The sequence below is a fragment of the Pseudomonas sp. EA_65y_Pfl1_P113 genome (genome assembly GCF_963970525.1).
GTDB classification, from domain to species: Bacteria; Pseudomonadota; Gammaproteobacteria; order Pseudomonadales; family Pseudomonadaceae; genus Aquipseudomonas; species Aquipseudomonas tritici.
Genome location: NZ_CAXAQM010000010.1, coordinates 124,703 through 144,703 on the forward strand (window position 1 = coordinate 124,703; position 20,001 = coordinate 144,703).

11 protein-coding genes are annotated in these 20,001 nt (G+C 59.6%); 6 read left to right on the forward strand and 5 right to left on the reverse strand.

Annotation, left to right across the window (positions count from 1 at the left end; all coding sequences use genetic code 11):
• Nucleotides 1-53: 53 nt before the first annotated feature.
• Nucleotides 54-1,688, forward strand: a complete 1,635-nt coding sequence (locus AACY52_RS12165; RefSeq protein ID WP_339437217.1) for an AMP-binding protein — start codon at nucleotides 54-56, stop codon at nucleotides 1,686-1,688.
• A gap of 81 nt (nucleotides 1,689-1,769) precedes the next feature.
• Nucleotides 1,770-6,944, forward strand: a complete 5,175-nt coding sequence (locus tag AACY52_RS12170) for an NEL-type E3 ubiquitin ligase domain-containing protein (RefSeq protein ID WP_339560523.1) — start codon at nucleotides 1,770-1,772, stop codon at nucleotides 6,942-6,944.
• Between the two features lie 548 nt (nucleotides 6,945-7,492).
• Here the strand turns inward: AACY52_RS12170 and AACY52_RS12175 are convergent.
• From AACY52_RS12175 to AACY52_RS12185, 3 genes are all read right to left on the reverse strand, one after another.
• Nucleotides 7,493-8,392, reverse strand: a complete 900-nt coding sequence (locus AACY52_RS12175) for a hydroxymethylglutaryl-CoA lyase (protein ID WP_339456310.1) — start codon at nucleotides 8,390-8,392, stop codon at nucleotides 7,493-7,495.
• A 16-nt stretch (nucleotides 8,393-8,408) separates the two neighbouring features.
• Entirely contained in the window at nucleotides 8,409-8,801 is a 393-nt protein-coding gene (locus AACY52_RS12180; RefSeq protein WP_339417938.1) for a MerR family DNA-binding transcriptional regulator, read from the reverse strand.
• A gap of 78 nt (nucleotides 8,802-8,879) precedes the next feature.
• Nucleotides 8,880-9,815 carry a LysR family transcriptional regulator gene (locus tag AACY52_RS12185; protein WP_339417937.1) on the reverse strand — a complete coding sequence of 312 codons (936 nt, stop codon included), beginning with the start codon at nucleotides 9,813-9,815 and terminating at the stop codon, nucleotides 8,880-8,882.
• Nucleotides 9,816-9,967: 152 nt separating this feature from the next.
• On the opposite strand from AACY52_RS12185, the gene AACY52_RS12190 reads away from it, so the two are divergent.
• Nucleotides 9,968-11,197: an acyl-CoA dehydrogenase gene (locus tag AACY52_RS12190; RefSeq protein ID WP_339417936.1), complete on the forward strand. Its 1,230-nt coding sequence runs from the start codon at nucleotides 9,968-9,970 to the stop codon at nucleotides 11,195-11,197.
• 126 nt (nucleotides 11,198-11,323) lie between these two features.
• Here AACY52_RS12190 and AACY52_RS12195 read toward each other — a convergent pair whose 3' ends face one another.
• Both AACY52_RS12195 and xthA read right to left on the reverse strand, forming a co-directional pair.
• Nucleotides 11,324-12,655 (reverse strand): phosphate ABC transporter substrate-binding/OmpA family protein, encoded by a 1,332-nt coding sequence (locus AACY52_RS12195; RefSeq protein WP_339456312.1) that lies wholly within the window; start codon nucleotides 12,653-12,655, stop codon nucleotides 11,324-11,326.
• A 119-nt stretch (nucleotides 12,656-12,774) separates the two neighbouring features.
• Nucleotides 12,775-13,587 (reverse strand): exodeoxyribonuclease III, encoded by an 813-nt coding sequence (gene xthA / locus AACY52_RS12200; RefSeq protein WP_339417934.1) that lies wholly within the window; start codon nucleotides 13,585-13,587, stop codon nucleotides 12,775-12,777.
• A 169-nt stretch (nucleotides 13,588-13,756) separates the two neighbouring features.
• Between xthA and AACY52_RS12205 the strand changes: the two genes are divergently transcribed.
• The 3 genes from AACY52_RS12205 to AACY52_RS12215 all read left to right on the forward strand — a co-directional run bounded on the left by AACY52_RS12205 (nucleotide 13,757) and on the right by AACY52_RS12215 (nucleotide 19,870).
• Complete coding sequence (locus AACY52_RS12205; protein ID WP_339417933.1) at nucleotides 13,757-14,407, forward strand: GNAT family N-acetyltransferase; 651 nt, start codon at nucleotides 13,757-13,759, stop codon at nucleotides 14,405-14,407.
• A 64-nt stretch (nucleotides 14,408-14,471) separates the two neighbouring features.
• Nucleotides 14,472-16,199 carry an autotransporter assembly complex family protein gene (locus AACY52_RS12210; protein WP_339437223.1) on the forward strand — a complete coding sequence of 576 codons (1,728 nt, stop codon included), beginning with the start codon at nucleotides 14,472-14,474 and terminating at the stop codon, nucleotides 16,197-16,199.
• The gene (locus AACY52_RS12215) at nucleotides 16,199-19,870 is read left to right on the forward strand and encodes a translocation/assembly module TamB domain-containing protein (RefSeq protein WP_339560524.1); all 3,672 of its coding nucleotides are present in this window, start codon (nucleotides 16,199-16,201) and stop codon (nucleotides 19,868-19,870) included. The genes AACY52_RS12210 and AACY52_RS12215 overlap by 1 nt, the downstream gene beginning before the upstream one ends.
• Nucleotides 19,871-20,001: the final 131 nt, after the last annotated feature.

Genomic DNA, 20,001 nt, shown 5'->3' on the forward strand with positions numbered 1-20,001 from the left:
TCAATCGTAGTTTACGTTTACGTCAACCTACAAAAAAGACAACAGGGGTCGTTATGGATCAATCGAATCAGAGCTACAGCCGTGGCGTTCAGGACAAGACCTTGCTGGCCATGACGATTGGCCAGGCCTTTGATCGCACCGTTGCACAGTTTCCCGATGGCGAGGCGCTGGTGGTGCGCCATCAACAGCAGCGCTACACCTGGCAGCAACTGGCGCAGGCCGTGGATTTACATGCCCGCGCATTCCTCGCGCTGGGCATGCAGATCGGTGATCGCCTGGGTATCTGGGCACCCAATTGCGCCGAGTGGTGTATCAGCCAGATCGCCAGTGCCAAGCTGGGTGTGATCCTGGTCAATATCAATCCGGCGTACCGCAGCAGTGAATTGGCGTACGTGCTCAAGCAGTCCGGTTGCCAGTGGCTGGTATGCGCCGGGTCGTTCAAGACGTCCGATTACCACGCGATGCTCCAGGAATTGAAGCCCGAGCTGCGCGGCATGATCAGCCTCGACCCCAGTCCGCCCACGGGATTCCTGCCCTGGTCGCAGTTGGCCGCGCTCGGCGCTGGCATTGCGCCCGAACAGTTACACAACCGCCAGGCCAGCCTGCACTTCGACCAAGCCGTGAATATCCAGTACACCTCCGGCACCACCGGCTTCCCCAAGGGCGCGACCCTCAGTCATCACAACATTCTCAATAACGGCTACATGGTCGGTGAAAGCCTGGGTTTGACCGCGCAGGATCGCCTGGTGATCCCGGTGCCGCTTTATCACTGCTTTGGCATGGTGATGGGCAATCTGGGCTGCATCACCCACGGCACCACCATGATCTACCCCAATGACGGCTTCGACCCGCTGCAGACCCTCACTGCCGTCGCCGAAGAGCGCGCCACCGGCCTGTACGGCGTGCCGACCATGTTTATCGCCATGCTCGATCACCCACGTCTCGGCGAGTTCGACCTGTCTACCTTGCGCACCGGCATCATGGCCGGTGCGACGTGCCCCATCGAAGTGATGCGCCGGGTCATCAACGAGATGCACATGAGTGAGGTGCAGATTGCCTACGGCATGACCGAAACCAGCCCGGTGTCCCTACAAACCGGCGCGGATGATGACCTGGAACGTCGCGTCACCACGGTCGGTCGCACCCAGCCGCAGTTGGAAAACAAGATCATCGACGCTGACGGCAATACCGTCGCACGCGGTGAAATCGGCGAGTTATGCACCCGTGGCTACAGCGTGATGCTCGGCTACTGGAATAACCCCGACGCCACCCGCGAGGCCATCGATGACGCCGGCTGGATGCACACCGGCGACCTGGCGAGCATGGACGCCCAGGGTTATGTATGCATCGCGGGGCGCAACAAGGACATGATCATTCGCGGTGGCGAGAACGTATACCCGCGCGAGTTGGAGGAGTTTTTCTTCACCCATCCGGCAGTGGCGGATGTACAGGTGATCGGCATTCCGGATGAACGCTTCGGTGAAGCCATCGTCGCCTGGGTCAAGTTTCATCCAGGCCATGTGGCCAATGAATTGGAACTGCACACCTGGTGCAAGGGGCGAATCGCGCATTTCAAGACGCCCAAGCATTTCAAGATCGTGGAGGAGTTTCCAATGACGGTCACGGGCAAGGTTCAGAAATTCCGCATGCGCGAGATCAGCATCGAGGAGTTGCGCGACGACGCCTGAAGCGTGGTGCATGTCTACTGCTGCGCGCGCCAGCGCGGTGCCTAAAGTGGCGAACTACTTCGCCACTTGACGGCCATACCGATGACACACCGCACGATTGATCCCCCGACGCGCCCTGTTCAGGACGAGCACAGTCCACATGGTCGGCTTATCAAGGACAACACGCCTGGCTGGTACACCGATGCGCTGGATCAGCGCAAAACCGAACTGGCCTCGTTGGCACTGAACATCCCGGATTGGTACAAAAAGGCCCCGGCGGCTGCGCGCGATCGCATGAGCACGATCCACTTACGCAGCAGGACGTCCTTGAACCAACTCGATCAGATGTTCAGTGAACTGAAGGGACCGGCAGAGTACGCCGAGCCGTTGTTGGTGGCAGCGATCGAGAAAACGTTCGGGCAGAGGTTGGACACCAGAAAAGCGTTTTATGCCCGCAAGCTGACACAGCTGGAATGCGAGTCCGCACCCAGAGAAGTTTCGACCTCCTACGCCAGCACATTGGCCCCGCAATTCTATTTTTACAAAGGTATCAGCCTGCTGGAGGCTGCGCTGAACAACTTCACCTCGCAAGAGGCAAGTGATCCGGGTTGCGAGGACTGCCACTTGATCACCTATTACAACTTTTACCAGTATCCAAGCGATAAACTTCATTCGCCAGGCAACGTCCAGTCACTCCCAGTGCGTATCAAGTCTCATGAGTTCGCCAAACTGTGTCGGGAACTCGATCTGGGGAACTCCTACTACGAGTGCGTGCGCACCTTTCTCAACAATCATATTCGGACCACCACCACACCGGCGGGAGTTGGCAAGCTGTACAGCACCCTGATTACCAGCCATCGGAACCAGTTGAAACTGGCTGCAGAGATTGCCTTGATGAAGGGGGACATCCGCGCTGATCACCACCAGTTGATCAACGATCTGTTGATTGATCAGGCGGACCGAAAATGGGACGGCGAAGTGGTGAAGTTTTCGCCGTTGCGGTTACTCAATTGTGTGATCGAGAACATCCTGGTCATCGGTCCGGTCGTGTGGCGGACAAATGTGAGGAGTGCAGAGCTCGTGCCCCGGCCATGTCTGGTATACATTCCGGGCGATCCACTCCATCCACTCAAGGTCTATGACCATGTTGCGGCCTTTACCGACGAGCTGACGACGCGTCTGTGTCATGTCGAATACCGCACATTCTTCAGCCAGTTCGTGCCACTTGCCGATCAGGATGGTTTTTTTACGCAGTTGAAAACATTGCTGGATCCGGGGGCGGTATACGCCCACGATCAGGATTTTGCCCCGGCGCAAAAAAGCCGGATCCATCGTCAGGGAACCTATGCGTCACCGTGGCGAGACGTCTGGATGGACTGCGCGATGCAGCGCATACGGCTGATCATGAGCAATGCCAGCACCAGTGTCGTGTCCACCCAGGATGTGGACGATCGTGTTTATAAAGCCTGGCTCTGGTCGTTCGGCAGCAAAGCGCTGGATATTCTCAATCTTGCCTCTTTCGTGGTGCCTTTCCTGGGAGAGGTGATGCTGGTCGTTGCCGCCGCGCAGGTGCTCTACGAGGTCGGTGAAGGGATTGATGCCTGGTCCCAGGACGACGTCCAAGCGGTTTGGGCACATTTTTCGGCGGTGGGTTTCAATCTGGCGGGGCTGGCGCTGCCCAAAGTGTTGGAGACAGCGAAAAATACGGCGTTCATCAAGCGGCTGGTGCATGTGGAACTCGGAGGGCGACCGCGTTTATATGATTTCCAGCCGAGGTCATATCTGCATCAAATTGCGTTGCCCGACGGACAACGGCCAAACGCGCTAGGGCTCTATGTCCACGAAGCAGGTCTCTACTTGCCGGCAAACGGTGGTGGTCATTACAAGGTCAAAGCCAGCGGTACCGATAACGAGTTCAGGTTTGTGCACCCTGAGGGTGATGCCCGCTATGCGCCACGTGTGCGACATAACGGCGAAGGCGCTTGGGTGCATGAGTTCGAACAACCGTCGACGTGGGATCGCCAAACCCTGTTGCGTCGCATGGGTCATACCGTCGATCACCTTAGCGATAGTCAGCTCGAGCAGGCGAGGGCGATCAGTGGCGTAACAGATGACGAGTTGCGTCGGGTATTCATCGAGCACCGGCCGCCTGCGCCACTCCTCAAAGATATGCTGCGGCGGTTTGAATGCGCCGGTAAATACCAGTCATTTATTGATCGGTTGAGCCACTCAGACCCTTGGTTTTTTAGCCAGGTCGATTGGTTCACACAAGTCCAGTTGTTGCTCGAGTGTGGGATGTGGCCCGAGTCGCGTGTGTTGGTGGCGCTGGATGCTGAGGGCAATCAGGTGTGGTGTTCAGCTGTTCCGAGTGATTCGTCCTCGGTCGTCACGCTTGGGCATGAGGAACTGGAAAGTGGCCGCCTCTTTTCGTCATTCAGGGAGCAGTTGACGGAGCCCGAAATTCGCCACTTATTGGGCGAAAAGAAGATGACGCAAGAGGCTATCTCAATGCTGTTCCTGAGGACCCGAGACGTTTCATCCGAGACTTCGCCCTCCGCGAACGAAGAACTTGACGATGAAGATACTGATCCGCTGATGCAGTATTTGCGTACACACTATGCGAGGGTGGTGAGGTACCGGGATTGCTTGCTTGAGGCGGCCTATGGCACCAAAGGTAAGCTGTTCAATCGGGAGATATCAGCCGGTGATGTATCCAGCGACGCCAACGTAAAACTGATCCAGCGCGACTTTCCGGGTCTGCCTAAACTGGCCGCCGAAGAAATAGTCAGCCATGCCAATAGTCAGGAACTGACAAGCATGCAGACCGGGTCACGTTTGCCTTTACGCCTGGCCGAGGAAGCACGTGTTTACTGGCAGAAGGCGCGAGTGATGCGGGCACACGCAGATCTTTTGTTCGACAATCAACTCACGTTGGACGTCGTACGGCTGGCCTTGCACAAGATGGCCTCCCTGCCCGGGCTTCTGGAAGGTGTGTCTGTTGAGCTACGCGAGGGCGCTTACGATGGTCCCCTGCTGGACCGGGTGGGTGATACGAGCGCGCCCAGGCAACTGCGTCTTATCCATACCGACCTGAAGGAGTGGAAACTCTGCAGCGGCCCGGAAAAAGTAGAGTACTGGCGCAGTGATGAAGGCGCGTTCTTTAACGCGCTCTGGATGGCAAGCAGTGGCAAGTTCACAGGGTGGGCCGAATTCAATAGGGCTGCCCAACGCTTGAAGATGCAGATTGCGCAACAGCCGCTGAGCGAGCTGGCGAGCCGGCGCGCACTTGGCTTGAAAGCAATCAAACCCGGTTTCAAATCACCCATGCGTCTGGCTGACGGACGCATAGGGTATCCACTCAGCCCGGTGGGCGGCGCTGGCGAGCGTCCGTCTGTTTGTAGGATGAAAGCAATGGCGCTGTACCCGTCGAAGTCCATGGCAGAGGTCGAGGTCATGCTCGACCTTCAAGGCGCTGGCGACGCTGTACTTCTGGCGAGGTTGACCCAACTCGAAGCTGAGCTTGCAGACTTGGACACGGCGCTGGGCAGTTGGCAGCAGGAGGGCGGATCGGGTTATGCAAGCGCCAGGCGCAGAGTGTCGGGCACCATCAAGGCTGCCTGGCGTAGAAGTTCTGCGCAGGCATTGGCAGGGGATCAGACGCCGATCGGCCATGTACTGGACTTGTCGCATGAAGTGATTGGCGAATTGCCTGCGATAACCGCAAATATGGATCACGTGGGCAGCCTGGTTCTACGTCGAATGGCGCTTTCAGACAGCTCACTGCCTTTTCTGAACGCATTCGGCGGCTTGCGCTGGCTGGACATGCGAGAGAACAACCTGACGCAACTGCCAGATTTCGCTAATGGCGGGGCCGGGCTGACTAAACTCTATTTGAGTCGAAACGATATCCAGATGACCGAATCGAGCCGCCTGCGTCTGGAGGGTATGCAGAGCCTGAAGATTCTGAATCTCAGCGATAATCGTCGCCTGGGATGGCAGGCCGACCTGCGCCGCCTGCGCAATTTGAACCAGCTTTATCTTTCGGATACCGGCACGGAGACCTTTCCTGTCGGCGCCGAACAACTACCCCAACTGGCCCGCGTCGATCTGCACACTAATCGGATCACGACGTTACCTGAATACGCTTTCCAGCATCCGGACCGCATCATCGTGCACGACAATCCATTGTCGGCGGCTACCCTGGCGCGGCTGGGTGAGCCTTTCAACGCGGCGCATTTGGGGGAGCACATTACGGTCGACGAAGCGCGCGGCTTATGGCTGGGAGCGTTGTCGGCCAGCGAATCAGCCCGGCGCGGCGGGATCTGGGACGAACTCAGGGCCAATCCTGAGTCAGCCGCTTTTTTTACCGTGGTGTCCGATACTACTCGCAGCGCGGAATTCAACAGTGATGTGACGCGCCCGGTACTGGCGCAGCGCGTGTGGAACATGCTCGAGGCCGCGAGCGAAAGCCAGGCTATCCGAGAGTCGTTATTTGCAGCTGCCGATGATCGAGTCACCTGTGGCGACGGCAGCTCGGTCGAATTCATGAATCTCGAGAGTGAATTGCTGGGGGCGAGGGCACTCGAGTTGGCAGGCGTTGAGAGCGAAGAAGGCGCGTTGGTATCCACGGGCAGAAAGTTGTTTCGTCTAGCGTTGGTAGACGCCATTGCCGAACGGGATGTCGCGGCGAGAGGACCCGGGTTTACCGAGCAGGTTGAAGTCATTCTGGCTTATCGCACCCGGCTTGCGGTATCGCTGGATTTGCCGGTCCAATCCCGGGACATGTTGTTTGCGCAGCAGGCCGCTGTGAGTCAAGCGGATATCGATAATGCGGGCGCAGAGGTGCAAAGAGAAATGCGTCATGCGGCTAAAGAGGCGGACTTTTTTATCGGGCGCCTGTTCTGGGACAAACACCTGCGCACCCGATACCCTCAGGAACTTGAGGCGTTAATGAAGCCGGACCTAGTTCTGATAGACGAAAAGAGCACTGCGCTGTTCGATATTTCGGATTTGCAAGGCGAGCAAGACGCCGCTGTAGATCCAGCGACAAGAGCACTGTGGCAGACAAAACATGATGAGGCGGTCGGCCGGTTAGCGCGCCTGTTGAGTATGCGCAGGGATCAAATCCTGGTGAACGGCTCGATGCAAAGCGTGTTTTTTGAGCGTGAACTCAAGCAGCTAGGGGCTGAGCGGCGGGCGCTGGAACAACGAGCGCTGCACACCTTGACGCGGAGGGTGTTCAACAACTTCGCGGCCTCAGGTGGGACCGCCCTGTAATCGCACGGTGCAGAAAGCACAAAGGGGACCCTAGGGTCCCCTTTAATTTGTCGTTGCGTGCTCTTTTTTTATTATTGAGGGGCGGTCTATTGTTGTTTTTGGCAACCGTTACCCTTTACCGCTGTTTTTGGCGACCCCCATTCGGAGTCAAGAGCAAACGTATTTTTTTGAGCGCTGATCTGCTTCTTCGTTATCGATCCAACCAGTGGGTAGCTACCTGAGGTAGTTTTATTTTTCTCTAACCGGTTGCGGGTTTCGGCACGCCGTACCCTGCGAAGCACATCTTCTCCAAAAAAATCTGTTAGCTGCGTCTCTGCCGTGTTGTTTTTGTTATGTCAGAGTCGTTTCGTCTTATTTTTATTAGGTTTGGCGCTTTTTATTCTTGTTATGCCATAGAGATAGCAGAAGCCGTGCCAACTTTGTAAATCCGTTTAAAATCAAAGAGTTAATTTTTTTGTAGGCGTTGGCCTACGGCGAATACGACAAAATATGTTCCCGTGTTACTCGTTGTGTAGGTGTGCGGTAACACATTGTCACGGCTACGCTACTCAACCGGCGTTGCGCGCCTTGGCCACACGCGACCCTGTCGGTCGGCCCAGCACGTTGCTGATCTGCTGGCCCGCACGAATCAACGCCTCCAGGTCGATACCGGTCTGGATGCCCAAGCCGTTGAGCAGGTACACCACATCTTCGGTGGCAACGTTACCGCTGGCCCCTTTGGCATACGGGCAACCGCCAAGGCCCGCGATAGAGCTGTCGAACACGGTGATCCCTTCCAACAGGCTGGCGTAGATATTCGCAACGGCCTGGCCATAGGTGTCATGGAAGTGCCCGGCCAACTTTTCTCGTGGCACGTGGGCGCCGACCACCTCGAACAGTCGCCGCGTCGCGCCCGCCGTACCGGTGCCGATGGTGTCGCCCAGGGACACTTCATAGCAGCCCATGGCATACAACTCGCGCGCGACCATCGCCACCTGTTCCGGCGCGATCTGGCCCTCATACGGGCAACCCAGCACGCACGACACATAACCACGCACGCTGATCCCATGTTGCTTGGCCGCGGCCATGATCGGCGCGAAGCGTTCCAGGCTTTCGTTGATGGAGCAGTTGATATTGCGCTGGGAGAACGCCTCGGACGCCGCCGCAAACACCGCTACTTCCTTTACGCCGGCCGCCAACGCGTCCTCAAAACCCCGCAAGTTAGGCGCCAGGGCACCATAGGTCACGCCAGCTTTACGCTGAATCTGTGCAAACACCTCGGCAGAACCAGCCATCTGCGGCACCCATTTGGGCGATACAAAACTGCCGACTTCGATGTAGCTCAAGCCCGCGGCACTGAGGGCGTCCACCAGTTGAACTTTGTCCGCCACGCTGATGGGGTGGGCTTCGTTCTGCAAACCGTCGCGCGGGCCGACTTCCACCAGGCGTACGTGTGAGGGGAGGGACATGGCAGTTACCTTCTGATCAATGGCCAGCCTGGCTCTTGGTGTGGGCCAGGGCCTGGGTGCAGCGCTCTTGCGCGGTATCCAGCTCCAGCTTCATTTGTTCGATATCCAGCAGTTGCTGTTCCAACTGTTCACGGCGCTCGGCGATCTTGGCCAGCATGCTGTTGAGTTGGATGTGGTTGCCGCCGGAGGGGTCGTAGAGCTCGATCAGCTCGCGGCATTCGGCCAGGGAGAAACCGATGCGTTTGCCACGCAGTATCAGCTTGAGGCTGACCTTGTCGCGCGCCGAGTAGATGCGCTCCTGGCCCCGGCGTTCCGGGGCCAGCAGGCCTTGTTCTTCGTAGAAGCGAATGGCGCGTGTGGTGATGTCGAGCTCGCGGGCGAGGTCGGAGATGCTGTAGGTCGTGCTCATGGATGTGCCCGAGAAGATGTCTTGGGCGCTAAGCTAATGGCTGCTTGACGTTAACGTCAAGGCTCGCGCTCACTACAGTCAGGGTTGTTTGCCATCCAGTTTTTTTTCATGGGCCGTCACCTGCTGACACAACTCGATCATTTGCTCACGCATCCATCGATTAGCAGGGTCCTGGTCAGTGCTTTCATGCCAGTACAGGTGGGTCTCTACTGGCGGCACATCGTTGACCGGCAGGTTGAACCAGTGCAGTTCGTGGCGGCGGGCGAAGCGTTCTGGCACGGTCATGACCATGTCGGTCTGCTGCAACACTTGCGAGGCCATCAGGTAGTGCTGGGAGCGCAGCGCGATCTTTCGCTGGATGCCCATTTTGCCCAGTGCCAGGTCAACGTGGCCCAAGCCGTTACGACGGCTGGAGATATGGATGTGGGTCAGCGCCAGGTAGTCATCCAGTGTCAGCTTGTCTTTGCCAGCCATGGGATGACCCTTGCGCATGGCGCACACATAGCGGTCTTCCATCAGCTTGACGTGGCGCACCTGTGGGTCGGTGTTGAGCGGCGCATCCACCGCAAAGTCCAGGCGCCCGGCAGCCAATTCCTTGGTGGTCTCGCGGCGTTTGGACAGGAAGCTCTCGATCACCACCGCCGGCGCCAAGCGGCGCAAGCGCTGGAACAGCGGCGGCAGAATCACTGCCTCGGTGAGGTCGGTCATGCTGATGCGGTAGGTCTTGGCCGCCTGCTGCGGGTTGAAAATCCGGCTTTCCTGCACCGACACCCGCAGCAACGACAGGGCATTACGCACGGGGCCGATGATGTTCTGCGCCATCGGCGTGGGCACCATGCCTTGAGCCGTACGCACGAACAGCGGGTCGTTGAAGGTTTCGCGCAGGCGTGCCAGAGCGTTGGACACCGCCGGTTGGGTGATGCCGACAATCTGCCCGGCGCGGGTCAGGTTGGCTTCGGTGTAGATCGCGTCAAAGACGATAAACAGGTTGAGGTCGACCTTGCTCAGATTCATTGGGTTGCGCTCTTATTGTTAGGGTGCCGATAGGCCGATCATATATCGGTGATGAATGTTAATACACGCCGAGAATAGGCTAGGTAAATTATCAACGCTGTTCTAGCATCGATTGCATGACCTAAACAACCTCTCAGAGAAGGGAGCTGCTCATGGATTTCGCCTATTCGCCCAAGGTTCAGGAACTGCGTGAACGCGTCACTGCATTTATGGATGCTTACGTTTACCCGGCCGAGCCGGTGTTCGAACGCCAGGTCAGCGAAGGTGATCGCTGGCAGCCCACCGCAATCATGGAAGAGTTGAAAGCCCGCGCTAAAGCCGAAGGCCTGTGGAACCTGTTCCTGCCGGAATCCGAACTGGGCGCTGGCCTCACCAACCTTGAATACGCGCCGCTGGCCGAAATCATGGGTCGCTCACTGTTGGGCCCAGAGCCGTTCAACTGCTCCGCTCCCGATACCGGCAATATGGAAGTGTTGGTGCGCTACGCCAACGAAGAGCAAAAACAACGCTGGTTGGCGCCGCTGCTGCGCGGTGAGATCCGCTCAGCCTTCGCCATGACCGAACCGGACGTAGCGTCTTCGGACGCCACCAACATGGCTGCCCGCGCCGAGCGCCAGGGCGACGAATGGGTGATCAACGGCAAGAAATGGTGGACCTCCGGCGCCTGCGACCCGCGCTGTAAAATCCTGATCTTCATGGGCCTGAGCAACCCGGATGCGCCGCGCCACCAGCAACACTCGATGATCCTGGTACCGGTGGACACCCCCGGCGTGAAGATCGTGCGCCCGCTGCCCGTGTTCGGCTACGACGACGCGCCCCATGGGCATGCTGAAGTGCTGTTCGACAACGTGCGCGTGCCCTATGAAAACGTACTGCTCGGCGAAGGCCGTGGTTTTGAGATTGCCCAGGGCCGCCTTGGCCCAGGCCGTATCCACCACTGCATGCGCTCCGTCGGCATGGCTGAGCGTGCACTGGAATTGATGTGCAAACGCTCCGTCAGCCGTACCGCGTTCGGCAAGCCGCTGGCCCGTTTGGGCGGCAATATCGACAAGATCGCCGACTCACGCATGGAGATCGACATGGCGCGCCTGCTGACCTTGAAGGCGGCGTACATGATGGACACCGTGGGCAACAAGGTCGCGAAAAGTGAAATCGCCCAGATCAAAGTGGTCGCACCGAATGTGGCCTTGAAGGTGATTGACCGTGCGATCCAGATCCACGGCGGCGCGGGCGTCTCCAACGACTTCCCGCTGGCCTATATGTACGCCATGCAACGTACGCTGCGGTTGGCGGATGGGCCGGATGAAGTGCACCGCGCCGCGATTGGCAAGTTTGAGATTGGCAAATATGTGCCTAAAGAACTGATGCGCGGCGGTCAATAAGACCGCGTCGCCTGCATTCGCGAGCAAGCCCGCTCCCAGAGTTGACCGCATATCTTCAGTAAGAATGCGGTCGAATGTGGGGCTTGCTCGCGAGGCGACCAGTCAAAACACCACAAGACTTAGAGCTCAATACACCCAAACCTCCACCCGCCGATTCTTGATCCTGCCTTCATCCGCCGTATTCGCCGCCACCGGCATCTGTGCCCCAAACCCACGAATATCGCGCAGTATCACACCGTTCTTCACCAGCTCCCGACGCACCGCCATCGCCCTCAACTTAGACAACAACGCCGCCCGTTGCGGGTCATTCTTGACATCACCAAACCCCACCAATGTCACCTGCTTATCCAGCTTGTTGTGACTTTTCAGGTACGCCACCACCCGCTGCAAATCCTGGCGCGCTTTGTTGTCCAGGCTGGCACTGCCTTCTTCGAAGCGAAAATTCACGGTCAAACGCTGAGCGTCACGCGCGATGGCTTGATAGTCCTCGGGCATCGACGCGCGCGGCTCGACGGCGATCGCCTGTACCTGCTGCGCGATAAACCCGTTGGCCGCGACAATCGCCTGGCCCTTGCTGCTCTGGGTGAAGTCCACCAGTGCCTTGGCCCATGGGTTGCGCCCCGATGGCGGCAGGTAGAAAAACAGCCGGCGCGACAGCGGGTAATCCTCGGTGGCAATCAGGCTATTGAGCGGCAACATGGGTTGCGAGTCGCCATCCACAATCGCCACTGCCTTGGCCTGACGCACGTAGGGCAGGCCGATAAAACCGATGCCCTGCGGGTCCTGGCTGACCGCGTCGGACAGCTGTTCGCTGGACTCGAAGCGTTTGGCACCTGCGGCGAGCGGCTTGCCACGCAAGCGAAGCACCAGTTCCTTGAAGGTGTCGTAGGTGCCGGACTGATCATCGCGCGCGTACAAATGAATCGGCCCGCCGACCCCACCTAATGCTTCCCATGTGCTGATTTCGCCATTGAAGATCTGCGCCAGTTGCTCCGTATTCAAGGCGTTCAACGGGTTTCGCGGGTTGAGGATGATGGCCAGGCCGTCGATGGCGATCACCTGTTCGGCGTCGGGGCTTTTCAGGTCGCCGAGGGGGTCGAGGTCGACCAGTTCACTGTCCTTGATCGGACGAGACGAGGCCGCCAGGTCGGCCGTGGCTTTTTTCAGCGCCATGAAACCGGTGCTGGAGCCGTGGGCAGCGACCTCGATCGACACGGTCTTGCCTAGGCGCGTCTTGCCGGTCACGCGCTGTTCATTGGCACCTTGCGCCGGCTCAATGCGCACGGCCTGCAGGCCCTGATGTTCCATCAATCCCTTGACCAACGCCGGCCCCAGCGCCGCGCCAATGGTATTGGAACCCTGGATGCGTAATGCAGGGCCTTGATCGGGAGCGGGTAGGGGGGCGCAAACCGCGTAGAGAGGAAAGAGCGCCAGCAGAAACAGAACGCGCAGCATCATGCCGGCACCTTCTCAAGCCAAAGGGAGTGCCGCGAGAATAAGTCAGGCAGGTTTCAACAATGTGACTGATAAGCCATGGATCCAATTGTGGGAGCCAGCTCCCACATTGGACGATGTTGTCAGCTCAATTCAAGCCAGATCGGCGCATGGTCAGACGGCTTCTCCAGCCCGCGCAGATCGTAATCCACGCCCGCATCCTTGACCCTTGGCAGCAAGCCATTGGACGCCAGGATCACGTCGATCCGCAGCCCGCGCTTAGGCTCATCTTCAAACCCACGGCTGCGGTAGTCGAACCAGCTGAAGCGGTCGGCCACGTCCGGGTTGAGGTGGCGGAAGCTGTCCACCAGGCCCCAGTTCTTCAGGCGGGCCATCCATTCGCGTTCTTCGGGCAGGAAGCTGCACTTGCCCGTCTTGAGCCAGCGCTTGGCGTTGTCGGCGCCGATGCCGATGTCGCAATCTTCCGGGGAAATATTCACGTCGCCCATCACTACCAGCGCCTGGTCATTGCTGAACTGGCTTTCCAGCAACTGTTGCAGGTCTTCATAGAAGCGCTGCTTGGCCGGGAACTTGGTCGGGTGGTCGCGGCTTTCGCCCTGGGGGAAATAGCCATTCATGATGGTGACCGGTTGGCCGTTTTCGTCGGCGAAGGTGCCCCAGATAAACCGGCGCTGGGCGTCTTCTTCGTCGGTGGCAAAACCTTTGTGCAGGCTCAACGCCGGCAGGCGCGAGAGCAGAGCCACACCGTAATGGCCTTTTTGCCCGTGGTAGTACACGTGATAGCCAAGGGCCTGTACTTCGGCCAACGGGAACTGGTCGTCGTGGACTTTGGTTTCCTGCAGGCCGATCACATCCGGCTGGTGCTTCTCGATCAGCGCCGCCAGCTGATGAGGACGGGCGCGCAGCCCGTTGATATTGAAGGAGACGATTTTCATGGTCGGCAGTCCAGTCCTGGCAAAAGGGCGATGCTAGCCGACAAGTCGGACGGGGGCCAGCGTGGCGGTAGGGCAGTTGCGCTGCTAATGTCTGGGAACGACTCGTGCTGCGTGGGTTCGTACCCATAAGAACGCCGCCTTCTGAGCGGTGCCCAGGGAGATTCACTGTATGCCAGACACTTCGACCGCCATTGGCGAAATCCGCTTGCTCAACAGCGGCTACTCCCGCGAGGCCCGTTCCCTGCTGTACCAGGCCTACCGCCATGAGCCAACGTTTGCCTATATCTTTGAAGCGGAACGTTCAGGTTATGAGCAGCGAGTGCGCGCCACCGTGCGCGAACTGGTCAAGCAGCATTTCTTCCAGAAGCTTCCGGCCATCGGCCTATTCGTCAATGACCGGCTCATCGGCATCGCCCTGATCGCCCCCCCGCAGCGGCGCCTGGGGATTACCGAAAGCTGGGCCTGGCAAATCCGCATGTGGCTGAGCACCGGCGTGCGCGGCACGCGGCGTTACCTCGACTACCACCATGCGGTGCTGGCGTGCCTGCCAAGTGAGTCGGTACACGTGCTGCCGCTGCTGGGTATTCACCCGCAATTCCAGGGCAAACACTACGGCGAGCAGTTGCTGGAAGCGGTGCACAACTGGTGTGCCGACGACCCGCACTCGTCCGGTGTGGTGCTGGACACCGGCAATTCTCGCTACCTGGATTTCTACCAGCGCCAGGGGTATGAAGAGATCGGTGAAGTCGCTGTAGGACCTGTCGTGGAGCACGTGTTTTTTCATCCCAACCCGCAGTCGTCACATGCTGCAACGGCTTGATGCAGAATTTTTCAGAATTTTCCGAGTTCTAAAGTGCTCTCCAGCTCGTGTAGCATCCGCGCCTATGAAGTTTCCAGGAAGATTTACCAGCGGCTTGATTCTGCTGTTCACAAGCTGCGGCGCCTTGGCGCAAAGCGAATTGGACGTGCGGATCAAGCCCTCAAACGATGCGTTGAAAGCCAACATCGAGGGCTACATCGGCGGGGTGGGCGATCGTGATGAAGAGGCCTTGCTGCGGTTCAGCCGTGGCGCCGAGGAGCAGGCGCGTAAAGCAGCCCAGGCCCTGGGCTTCTATCAGCCACAGATCGAAAGTGATGTGAAGGGCGGCAAGAACCCGCGCCTGATCCTCACCATCGAGCCCGGCGAGCCGGTGCATTTGCGAGACGTGACCCTACGGGTCGACGGCCAAGCCGCAGACCTCAAAGCTTTTCGCGTGCCCGTCAGCGACGACCTCAAATCCGGCGCCGTGCTCAACCACGGCCATTACGAAGACGCCAAGCGGCTGATCCAGAACCAGGCCTCGCGCTACGGCTTCTTCAGCGGGCGTTTTACCAAACAGAAACTGTCGGTGGACCCGCAGGCGGGCGTCGCCGATATCGAACTCATCTATGACAGCGGCCCGCGCTACACCTTGGGCAAGGTGAGCTTTGCCGGCGACACGCCGTTTGACGAAGAGCTGCTGCAACGCATGGTGCCGTTCAAAAGCGGTACGCCCTACGATTCCGAATTGATCGCCGAACTCAACCAGAACCTGCAAGCCAGTGGTTTTTTCGAAGGCGTGCGCGTGGACGCTGCGCCGGCCGCCTCGACGGATGACATCATCCCGGTGGCCGTGCGTCTGGAAACCCGCAAGCCGCGGACCATGGGCCTGGGCTTGGGCTTTTCGACCGACGTTGGCCCGCGCGGCAAAGCCAACTGGACCCGTCACTGGGTCAACCCACAGGGCCATAGCTATGGCTGGGAAGCCGAGCTGTCGGCACCGCGGCAGAACGTCGGCCTGTGGTACGACATTCCGCTCGACCCCCCGCTCACCGACAAACTGCGCTTCTCCGGTGGCTATCAGAACGAAGAACTCGCCAACACCGACACCGTGAGTAAATTGCTCACCCTCGGCCCAGAATGGCATAGCAAGTTGCCCAGCGGTTGGACCCGAGTAATCTCGCTCAAGTATCAGCGCGAAGAGTATCGCCTGGGCAACGACTCCGGCTTGAGTAGCCTGGTGATGCCGGGTATCAGCTACGCCTACCTGCGCAGCGACAACCGCATCGACCCGCACCACGGCTATCGTCTGCAATTCGACACCAAGGTCGCCAAAGAGGGCTTAGGCTCCGACACCAACCTGCTTTACGGCACGGCCATGGTCAAGGGTCTGACCACCTTGTGGGACAACCACCGCTTTCTCGCCCGCGCCCAGGTCGGCGGCAGTGCCACCAACGGTTACAAATCGGTGCCGCCGTCGTTGCGCTTTTTTGCCGGTGGTGACCAGAGCGTGCGCGGTTATGAGTACCAGACGCTGTCGCCCGAGAACGACCGCGGCGACCGCATCGGTGGCCGCTACATGGTTGCCCTCAGCGCCGAGTATCAATATTCCATCGCCGAGAAGTGGCGGATCGCGACGTTTATCGACCAGGGCAACTCGTTCAATTCGCTGGACCTGCCCAGCCTGAAAACCGGCGTCGGCGTCGGTATCCGCTGGGTCTCGCCGGTCGGCCCGATCCGCCTTGACCTGGCCCATGCCCTCGAAGATCCGGGCGGCGTTCGATTGCACTTTTCCATGGGGCCTGAGCTGTGATGCGTGGTGTGAAAATAGCGGGGCTGGCCGTGCTTGCCATCCTCGCCGTGCTGTTATTGGCGCTGTGGGCGTTACTCGGCACCCAGGCCGGCAGCCGCTGGGCATTGGCCCGCGTACCGGGGTTGAGCGTAGAGCATTTCCAGGGGCATTTGGGCGGCCAGTGGAGCGCCGACCATCTGCTGTGGCAGCAAGACAGCAGCCGCGTCGAACTCCAGGCGCCGACGGTGGATTGGTCGCCCGCCTGCCTGTTGCGCATGACCTTGTGCATTAATCGGTTGGACGTGGATCAGGTCAGCCTGCAATTTCCGCCGGGCACTGAGGAAAGCAGCGGCCCGATCCAGTTACCCGACCTGAAACTGCCCGTAGCCATCCAGTTGGGCGACGTTCGCGTCGGTAGCCTGCTGTTCAACGGCAGCGAAGAACTCAGGGGCCTGCAATTGGCGGCGCATTGGACGGCTGCCGGTCTGCAGATCGACGCCGTGCACCTGCAGCGTGACGATCTGGTACTGGACCTGGCCGGCTTGCTGCAACCCACCGGCGATTGGCCGCTGAGCGCCACTGGGAATGTAAGCCTGCCGTATGCGCCAGGCAGCGCACCTTGGAAGGTGGCGTTGAAGATCGATGGCGATTTGTTAAAGACTCTCACGCTTGATGCAGACAGCAGCGGCTATTTGCCAGCCAAGCTCACGGGCGAACTGCAACCCTTGGCAGAAAACCTCCCGGCCCAATTGCACATCACCGCCGACAGTTTCAAGCCCAGCGCCGATCTGCCGGACACCTTGCAACTCAACACACTCGACCTCACCGCCAAAGGTGACTTGAAGCGCGGCTACCAAGTGTTGGGCAAGGCCGTGCTTCCTGCGGAAAAAGGCCCGGTGGATGTGCTGCTGCAAGGCCGGGTTGACGCCAAGGGCGCGCAGATCGCCGGCCTGGACCTGAATGCCGGAGACAAGCAAAGCCTCAAGCTGACGGCCCAACTGGATTGGCAACAAGGTTTCAGCGCCGACGCCAATATCGATTGGCTGGACTTCCCCTGGCATCGCCTCTATCCGGTTGTCGACGAGCCGCAAGTCGTATTGCGTACGTTTAATGGTGAGGTTTCCTACAAAGACGGTAACTACCTGGGCAACCTCAAGGCCGACCTCGACGGCCCGGCGGGCAAGTTCAATGTGGTCACGCCGTTCAGTGGCGACCTCAAGCAAGTCTTCCTGCCCGAGCTGAAACTCACCGCCGGCCAAGGCAAGGCCGAAGGCCACTTGAACCTGCAATTCGCCGACGGCATCGCCTGGGACACCGCGCTGGACCTGTCGGCCTTGAACCCGGCGTACTGGGTTGCTGAACTGCCCGGCACTTTGGCCGGCCCCCTGCGCAGCAAGGGCGAGTTCAAGAACGAGCAGCTCAAGCTGAATGTCGACCTCGACCTCAAGGGCCGCCTGCGCGGGCAAACTGCCGTGCTGGCGGCCAAGGCTGAAGGCGCGGGCGAGCAGTGGACCCTGGCCAACGTGGATATCCGCCTGGGCGACAACCGCATCAACGGCAGCGGCAGTCTGCAACAACGCCTGGCTGGGCAGATCGATATCAAGCTGGCGCGCCTGGCCCAGCTGTGGCCGCAGTTGCGCGGGCAGGTTAATGGCCGACTCGACGTGGCCGGCAGCCTCAAGGCCCCCCAAGGCAAGCTCGCCCTCAAAGGCCAGCAATTGGCGTTCGCCGACAATCGCCTGCAAAGCCTTACCCTCGACGCCAGCCTCGATAGCGCCCAGCGCGCAAGGATCGACCTCAAGGGCAGCGGCATTCAGAGCGGTGACACCCAGGTCGGCACCCTGACAGCCAGCGCCCAGGGCGATATCAAGAACCAAAAGGTCCAACTGGACCTGGCTGGCCCCTTGGTCAAGCTGGCCCTGGCGTTGGATGGCAACCTCGACAAAGGCAATTGGCGCGGGCGCCTCGCCAGTGGTGATGTGCAAGCGGGCGGCCAGGACTGGAAGCTGCAAGCACCGGCGAAGATCGAACGCATGGCCGATGGCAAGCTGACGTTTGCCGCACATTGTTGGGTCTCCGGCCCCGCCAGCCTGTGCGGCGAAGACCAGCGGCTGATGCCCGAGCCAAAGCTGCGCTACCACCTCAAGCAATTTCCCATCGACAGCCTGGCGGCGTTTTTGCCCAAGGATTTCGCCTGGAAGGGCAAGCTCAACGCCGACCTGCAGCTCGATCTGCCGGACAGCGGCCCCAAAGGCGTGGTCTCGGTGGACGCCAGCGGCGGCACCTTGCGCGTCAAGGACAAGGACCAGTGGCTGGATTTCCCCTATGACACGCTGAAGCTGGAAACCACGCTCAACCCCAAGCGTATCGACACCCAGCTGAACTTCCGTGGCGGCAAGCTCGGCGAGCTGATGTTGCAAGCGCAGATCAACCCGTTGCCGAAGAGCAAACCGATCACGGGCGCGTTCACCCTTGCCGGCCTGGACCTCGCGGTGGTGCGGCCGTTTGTGCCGATGGTGGAAACCCTCAGCGGCAAGCTCAATGGCAACGGGCGCATCTCCGGCGGCTTGTTGGCACCTCAGGTCAACGGCAGCGTGAACCTGGTGGGCGGCGAGATTTCCGGTCCGGAACTGCCCATTAGCCTGGAAGGCCTGAACGTGCAGGCGCTGATCGCCGGTGAAAGCGTGCAGCTCAATGGCGGCTGGCGCAGCGGTAAAGCCGGGCAGGGCAGCCTCAAAGGGCAGATCGACTGGGGCAAGGCCCTGGTGGTGGACCTCAGCCTGCAAGGCTCGCAGTTGCCGGTCACGGTTGAACCTTACGCCGTGCTGGAAGTGGCGCCCGACCTGAAAATCACCCTGAAGAATGACAAGCTCGCCGTGGCCGGCAACGTGCACATCCCGCGTGGCGATATCATCGTGCGCGAGTTGCCACCGTCCACCGTGAAGGTCTCGGATGACACCGTGATCGTGGGCAGTCAGACCGAAGAGGGCAAGCCGCCGATGGCGATGGCCATGGACATCAACGTGGTGGTGGGTGAGGACAAGCTCAACTTCTCGGGCTTTGGCCTCACCGCCAAAGTGCAGGGCCAGGTGCACATCGGCGACAACCTCGACACCCGTGGCGAGCTGTGGCTCAACGATGGCCGCTACCGCGCCTACGGGCAGCGGCTCGATGTGCGGCGTGCACGGCTGCTGTTCGCCGGTCCGTTGGACCAGCCGTATCTCGATGTCGAAGCGATCCGCAAGACCGACGATGTGATCGCCGGTATCCGCCTGAGCGGCACCGCCGAGCAGCCCACCACGCAAATCTTCTCCGAACCGGCCATGAGCCAGGAACAGGCGCTGTCCTACCTGGTACTTGGCCGTCCGCTGAGCTCCACCGGTGAAGACAACAACATGCTTGCCCAGGCGGCGTTGGGCCTGGGGTTGATGGGCAGTGCCGGGGTGACCTCGGACCTTGCCACCAAGTTGGGCATCCAGGATTTCGACCTGGATACCCAGGGCAGCGGCAACAACACCGCCGTGGTCGCCAGCGGCAAAATCACCGAAAAGCTCAGCCTGCGTTACGGGGTAGGGGTATTCGAACCGGCCAGCACCATCGCCTTGCGCTATTTGTTGAGCAAGAAGGTGTATCTGGAGGTGGCGAGTGGTGTGGCCAGTTCGCTGGATATCTTCTACAAGCGCGATTTCTGACCCCGGCGCGATTCAAAACTGTGGGAGCAAACAGATGTGGGCGCTAGCGGCCATATCTGTTTGCATTTCAAACCGCTCATCGTGAAATTACCAAGCAAGCTAACTATTCCATTTGACATTCGCTGCCTAAG